Genomic DNA, 6,042 nt, shown 5'->3' with positions numbered 1-6,042 from the left:
ATAAAAATTAAGACACTCTCGCGTTCCTCTGATGTTAAAGTTAAGGAATCATAAAGCATTCTGGGAATTGGATTTCCTTTTGGAGCTGGAATATGTACCACTAATTGAGATGTTTTAAAAAAATATTCAAATTCAAATAGTTCATTTAATCGAACAACCAATTTATCGTTATAGCCCACCATCTTTACTGTTGGTGGAATTTGCATAAATGGTTTTATCATTTCTATTCCTCCTCTATTAACTCTTCCATGCTGACATCTAATACTTTTGCGATTCTGTATAATGTCCTAGATGCCACATCATGCTTTCCGTTTATAAAATCCGAAATGGTTTGTGCTGAAACACCAACTGCCTTAGCTAACTCACCTTGTTTCATCCTTCTTTTTATCAAAATTCTCTTAATGTTCGCCATATTCCGACACCTCATTTTGGATATATCTGTTAAAATCAATTTACAATCAATAGAAAGGATGATTCATCATGGATTACTACTATCAAGCTGATATCTTATTTAAAACTGGACATAAAGAAAAAATTGAGCGTGTTCAACAAATTTCTCTTTTCAATCCAGATACACAAAAATATGAAAAAATTCCATATACAAGAGTTTCTGCTATATCAGAATTCCAATTTATAAATAAAGGCTTATTAACCTTTTATGCTGAAAATAGAGTTTCTGCTTTACTTGACTTAAGCGAAGTTTCACTCTTAAAAATCCAAGTAATTCAAGTACACAAATAGTTCAGGATATTTTTAGACGGCAAAAACCGTCTTTTTATTTAACCGGCAAATTATCCAATACTCCTTTAACTTCATGTAATGCACCTCTAATCTCATTAGTACTATATCCTTGACGACAACACTGTAATAACTTTTCTGATAATATATGACTACGTTGAGTTGATTCCGTTGTAAGGTGAATATCCTTTAATTCGTCTATACACATATCTTTTTTGAAATCATTTTTAGTTTCCGATTCTTTAATTTCATTGAAAAAACCTAAAAGAGAATCATCGTCAATTTCTACTACTCCAACCTCTAACAAATTTCCTGATGTATTTCTCACCGTTATTAGGCATTCTATCAATTTGCGAATTTCTTTCGATAACTCTACTTCTTTACTAAATGAACCGTGATATATTTGTGAACCGTGATATATTTGTGAACCGTCCAATAATTCATCAAATTGTTGTTTCATTTTTAAAATCATATCTTCGAGAATCGTTTCCACCTCACATACTCCTCGACCTTCAATAGTCGTTACCTTTTGTTTTTCCATCATAATCGTCTCCTTTACGAATTTCTTTTTTTTATAAGGACATTTGTGTCCTTTTTTATTTTTTCTAAATGATTCTGCTGCAGGTACTCTTCACTCAATGTGTAGGTACTTCCCTCATCATAGTGAATCATTTTAGGTTTCAAACCTTGATGTTTTAACTCTCCAAGGATATGTATAGTTACTTCATAACATCTAAAATCAAATTGTTTTAAATCTGCTAGCCACTCAGAACTTAACTCTTCAAAACCTATTGATTTTAAATAATCAATTTTTTCTTGCACTATTCCACCCCCTCTCTACCATCCGATGTATTTATCATCGTGGTAATAAATATCGTTTTCTGATTTCACTCTGAACATTTCCATGTCCAATGGATACCAAGAGACATACACGTCATCATCTGTATTATCTTTAAGTTCTATCGTTGCTCCACCATGTGCTTTATACACTGTGCAAACACAGTGATCACATTGGAATTGAACGATGTCTTTATCTTTTAAAACAAAGCTTGGTGTTACAGCAATCATTCAATTCCTCCTTTTTTAATTAATCATGCTGAAGTATAACCAAAACGTTACACTTAATGTTCCAAATGCTGTTAGGAACATGATGAGACCTAAAATTAACTCTGTTCTTTTCATTGAATTCCTCCCACTATGAGTAAGCCTTTTTCTATGGGCAAGATAATTAACTTGCATATTCCACTTTATCTAATGCAGATTTAACCATCATTTCTGAACAGCTATGACACTGCATGTCTTTGATATGTTTAAGTGATGTAATTACCTCATATCCACAAATACAAGAGAATTTCGTATTACGTGGTAAATCTTTGGGTGTAAATGAGGTTCTTGCTCTTCCATCAGAACCTCTATACCAAAGAGTTTCTCCTGGATTATGAAACTCTTGTGGGCTTAGTTTTTTAGGATTTTTCCCCACTGGTGTAAAACCATATTCAGCCAATATATCTGGAATCTCTACAATTCCTAATGGACTATTTACTTTCACTACTCTTTACCTCCCGCTTCTATGCTGATTTCCCCATCGTTACCTTTGCAAACTTATTTCCTTGAGCAAAAATTTTTAAATCTCGGATCTCTTGACCAGTCATTTCTTTCAGAATTTCAACTAATTCAGATAACTCCGCTTCCTTTTCTTTTTCAATAACAATTCTTTTTTCGACAAGCATTATAAATCGCCTCCATTCCCAATCAACTGTTGCTATCGCTGTTGTATTTTTTAACAACAATTGTTATTTTAATTAGAATTTTATAGCAATTATTGTTATAAGTCAACGATAATTGAATTAAAAGTTTGACTTTTTTAACAACCATTGTTAAAATTCTATTTGAAAGTAGGTGAGAATCATGAATAAAAGAATCAAAACAATTAGAAAAACACTTGGCTATAATCAAAAGAAATTCGCTGAAATTCTTGGTATCGCTCAAACATCAGTAAGCTATCTAGAAAAGGATGGTGCCACAGTTACTGAACAAAATATCAGATCTATTTGCAGTCAATTCCATGTCAATGAACAATGGTTAAGACATGGTGAAGGAGAAATGTTCATCAAAGATAACAGGATATACTTGGATCAATTTTTATTACAAAAAGGAATAAAAAAAGAAAATCTAGAAGATGTTATCGAATTAATAAATACTTATTTCGATTTAGATCCAGTCCTACGGACAGCTATCTTGGAGATGTTAAAAAATAATAAATCAAAAACTTCTTATGCAAATTCATCAATCATACAAAATAAAATTAATGATATGAATGTTGAAGCTGCTGAAGAAGCATATATAAAAAGCATCTCAAATTCTGCACCGAAAACAGGCTCTACTGTTTTCCGTATCATCAAAGACAACAACAATCAAAAACAAATCAAATAAAAAGAGACTAATCTAATTAGTCTCTTTTCTAAAATTTAAGGAAGGTGTGGTTAAAATGAAAGTGGCATTGTATGCTCGTGTTTCAACAGAGCAACAAATTGAAAACTACAGTATCCCACTCCAAATTGAACGTATTAAAGGATATTGTATTTCACGCGGATGGGATCAAATAGAAGAGTACATAGATGCTGGGTATACTGGATCTAATATCAATCGTCCAGCATTAGCAAAGTTGCAACAGGATATTAAGAGCGGATTAATAGATGTTGCTATTGTTTACCGATTAGATCGATTAAGTCGTAGTCAACGGGATACTCTCTTTCTTATTGAAGATGTTTTTCTACCTAATAACGTAGAATTTATTTCTATCTCCGAAACAATAGATACTAGCACTCCTTTTGGTAGAGCCATGGTTGGTGTCCTGTCTGTATTCGCTCAATTAGAACGAGAGACAATCACTGAACGTTTAAGATCAGGACGATACAAAATGGTTAAAGAGGAAGGTCTATGGTCAGGTGGTGCTGATGCTAGTCCTTACGGTTATACTCGACTTGACAGAGGGGTATTAGTTGTTAATGAAGAAGAACGAAAACATATTATAAGAATATTCGAGGAATACGTTAAACTAAAGTCCTATATTAAAGTTCAAGACAAACTATTAGAAGAAGGTTTTCCACTACTACGCCCCCAAAGAATTGTCAATTTATTAAAAAATAGATTATATATTGGTGAAGTTTCTTTTGCAGGACAATGGTTTCCAGGAACACATGAGCCTATTATTTCTAAAGAACTCTTTGAAGAAGCTCAACGAATAAAAGAAAAATATAAAGGTATTAATTTTGGGAAAATCAAAAACAACTCTTTGAGACAAAAAGTTGTTTGTGGTTGCTGTGGAGAAAATTATGTATCTTATGGTCATACAGATAAGTTAGCGGATGGGTCTAAGGTCAGATACTATTACATGATTTGTCGTAGAAGAAAAATGCCTCGCTATTACCCTAGCAAATGTTTTAACAAGACTTGGAAACGTGAAGATTTAGAGTCTTGGTTATTCGATAAGATACTCGGACTAAATAACAAGAAAAATTTAAAAGTTCGAAAAAATAAAAAAATAGATTTTCAAAAAGACTTTCTCGAAATAGATAAAAAAATTAAAAAGGTTCTTGATTTATATGTAGATGGGGTAATAGATAAAACTAGATTAGATGAAAAAATTAACGAGTTAAATAAACAAAAAAATGAGCTCATTAAACAAAGAGAGAACCGCTCTAATCGTGATGAATTAATTGCTAAGTTATTTGAGAACAAATTACCTGATTTAAGACATTCTTCAGTAGAAGAACGAACTTATATTATTGATCTCTTAGTTAAGGACATCATCATAACAGAAAATACCGCAGAAGTGAATTGGAACTTTTAAGATTTATTTCGGTTTTCAACCACCGGCAATACAAACCGCCCAATTCATACCTATATAACCTTTATTTAGTATCTCTTGGCTAAAATTCGAACCCTCCTGTTGCAAGGTCGATAATTGAAAATCAGCATTCAAAACATGCGCATTATGAGTGATCGTGGCCTTCCTTTTCGAACGATACAACAAACTATGTTGATTAATCTGCTTAAAATCCAAACACTCCCGGCAATACGTCAATCGCTCACCACGATACACATACTGACCAAAGGATTTCTCATTTAAGCACCGTGAACAGAACCAATGTCCGTCACGTTTTTCAAGGCCTTTGATTACCTCAAGTTCTTCTTTATCTAAGCGTCTATCATTCGATATCATCTCATATTCCTGCGCTGTCCACTCACGGCCACACAAATCTTGCATCAACATCACTCCTTACCTTAACATACGTCAACCCTTCTTTAATTCCTTTAAAAAAGTGAGGATAAAAATCCTCACTTAATAGTCTCAACTTCACATCGTGCTAATAACTCTTCATAATCCTTTAAAATAACGTGTGCCGTTTCAAATGTCATCGCATTTGCACTCGATAAAGCAATCGCTTTTTTTAACATCACTGCCGGCTCATCACCTTCATCAAACGAAATACACATAGAAGCAACAACCGTATCACCACAACCTAGCGTACTTTTAACATCAACATCAGGTGCCAATCCTTTCCATACACCCTTTTGTGAAACTAGCATGGCTCCCTCTTTTCCAAGCGAAATCAATACATACTCAATCCCTTCTTGGCAAAGATGTTGTGCAAACTCAATCATTTCTTCTTGCGTTGCTGATTTCACTCCCATTAATTCAAACATCTCATCTTTATTCGGCTTAATAAGTTTAGGCTTTTGCTTAATCGCAACCTTTAATAAAGCTCCTGATGCATCTACAATAACCGTATGACAATTTGCTTTTGCAAGTTGAATCAACTCCGTAAAATAAGCTTCATCAACTCCACGAGGGGCACTACCACAAATCGCCACAACACTACTCACCTTAGCAAGCTCCTCTACTTTATGAATCAATGCCTCTTTTTCAGCAGAACTCACCTCAGGGCCCTTCTCTAAAATTTCCGTTCGTTTCCCTGACTTATCAAAAAGCTGAATATTTGTACGAGTCTGCCCTTCAATCGCAATAAAATGATCATTAATTTTCTCATCTTCAAAACACTGTTTAAAAATAGGGGCTACAATTCCACCTAAAAAGCCTGTTGCATTAACTTCACGTTTAAAATCACGTAAAACTTTCGCCACATCAATTCCTTTTCCTGCAGCTGAACTATTTAAAATATCGGCACGATTTGTTTCTCCAACCTGAAGACTTTCAGATTCCATCAATTTATCTAAAGCTGGATTTAAAGTAATCGTCGTAATCATAGTTATCACACTCCTTCAGGTTTAGTATATTCC

The 6,042-nt window shown here is 33.6% G+C and carries 12 protein-coding genes; 3 read left to right on the top strand and 9 right to left on the bottom strand.

Annotated elements, in window-relative coordinates; genetic code table 11:
• Together QWC74_RS11690 and QWC74_RS11685 are read right to left on the bottom strand one after the other, a co-directional pair.
• The coding region (locus QWC74_RS11690; protein ID WP_288994088.1) for a hypothetical protein at window positions 1-221 on the bottom strand (221 nt) is incomplete at its 3' end.
• A gap of 2 nt (window positions 222-223) precedes the next feature.
• Entirely contained in the window at window positions 224-412 is a 189-nt protein-coding gene (locus tag QWC74_RS11685) for a helix-turn-helix transcriptional regulator (RefSeq protein ID WP_278475167.1), read from the bottom strand.
• 68 nt (window positions 413-480) lie between these two features.
• Here QWC74_RS11685 and QWC74_RS11680 point away from each other — a divergent pair, with 68 nt between their 5' ends.
• On the top strand, window positions 481-741 hold the full coding sequence (locus tag QWC74_RS11680) for a hypothetical protein (protein ID WP_155222974.1): 261 nt from the start codon (window positions 481-483) through the stop codon (window positions 739-741).
• A gap of 34 nt (window positions 742-775) precedes the next feature.
• Here QWC74_RS11680 and QWC74_RS11675 read toward each other — a convergent pair whose 3' ends face one another.
• The 5 genes from QWC74_RS11675 to QWC74_RS11655 all read right to left on the bottom strand — a co-directional run bounded on the left by QWC74_RS11675 (window position 776) and on the right by QWC74_RS11655 (window position 2,468).
• On the bottom strand, window positions 776-1,279 hold the full coding sequence (locus QWC74_RS11675; protein ID WP_155230206.1) for a hypothetical protein: 504 nt from the start codon (window positions 1,277-1,279) through the stop codon (window positions 776-778).
• Window positions 1,280-1,293: 14 nt separating this feature from the next.
• Window positions 1,294-1,560: a hypothetical protein gene (locus tag QWC74_RS11670; RefSeq protein ID WP_288994085.1), complete on the bottom strand. Its 267-nt coding sequence runs from the start codon at window positions 1,558-1,560 to the stop codon at window positions 1,294-1,296.
• Between the two features lie 15 nt (window positions 1,561-1,575).
• The gene (locus tag QWC74_RS11665) at window positions 1,576-1,806 is read right to left on the bottom strand and encodes a hypothetical protein (RefSeq protein WP_155223167.1); all 231 of its coding nucleotides are present in this window, start codon (window positions 1,804-1,806) and stop codon (window positions 1,576-1,578) included.
• Window positions 1,807-1,966: 160 nt separating this feature from the next.
• Window positions 1,967-2,287 (bottom strand): hypothetical protein, encoded by a 321-nt coding sequence (locus QWC74_RS11660; protein WP_155223168.1) that lies wholly within the window; start codon window positions 2,285-2,287, stop codon window positions 1,967-1,969.
• Window positions 2,288-2,306: 19 nt separating this feature from the next.
• Window positions 2,307-2,468 carry a hypothetical protein gene (locus QWC74_RS11655; protein ID WP_155223169.1) on the bottom strand — a complete coding sequence of 54 codons (162 nt, stop codon included), beginning with the start codon at window positions 2,466-2,468 and terminating at the stop codon, window positions 2,307-2,309.
• 178 nt (window positions 2,469-2,646) lie between these two features.
• Between QWC74_RS11655 and QWC74_RS11650 the strand changes: the two genes are divergently transcribed.
• Both QWC74_RS11650 and QWC74_RS11645 read left to right on the top strand, forming a co-directional pair.
• Window positions 2,647-3,171 (top strand): helix-turn-helix domain-containing protein, encoded by a 525-nt coding sequence (locus QWC74_RS11650; RefSeq protein WP_155223170.1) that lies wholly within the window; start codon window positions 2,647-2,649, stop codon window positions 3,169-3,171.
• Between the two features lie 55 nt (window positions 3,172-3,226).
• Window positions 3,227-4,591, top strand: coding sequence for a recombinase family protein (locus QWC74_RS11645; protein ID WP_155232674.1), 1,365 nt, complete (start codon window positions 3,227-3,229; stop codon window positions 4,589-4,591).
• A gap of 15 nt (window positions 4,592-4,606) precedes the next feature.
• On the opposite strand, the gene QWC74_RS11640 is transcribed toward QWC74_RS11645, so the two are convergent.
• On the bottom strand, window positions 4,607-5,008 hold the full coding sequence (locus QWC74_RS11640) for a hypothetical protein (protein WP_288994083.1): 402 nt from the start codon (window positions 5,006-5,008) through the stop codon (window positions 4,607-4,609).
• A gap of 71 nt (window positions 5,009-5,079) precedes the next feature.
• On the bottom strand, window positions 5,080-6,009 hold the full coding sequence (gene pfkB / locus QWC74_RS11635) for a 1-phosphofructokinase (protein ID WP_006784621.1): 930 nt from the start codon (window positions 6,007-6,009) through the stop codon (window positions 5,080-5,082).
• Window positions 6,010-6,042 lie beyond the last annotated feature (33 nt).

Origin of the sequence: uncultured Turicibacter sp. (assembly GCF_938044715.1) — a bacterium.
GTDB classification, from domain to species: Bacteria; Bacillota_I; Bacilli_A; order MOL361; family Turicibacteraceae; genus Turicibacter; species Turicibacter sanguinis.
The sequence above is the reverse complement of the archived record's forward strand: the minus strand, read 5'-3'. Positions and strand labels throughout refer to the sequence as shown.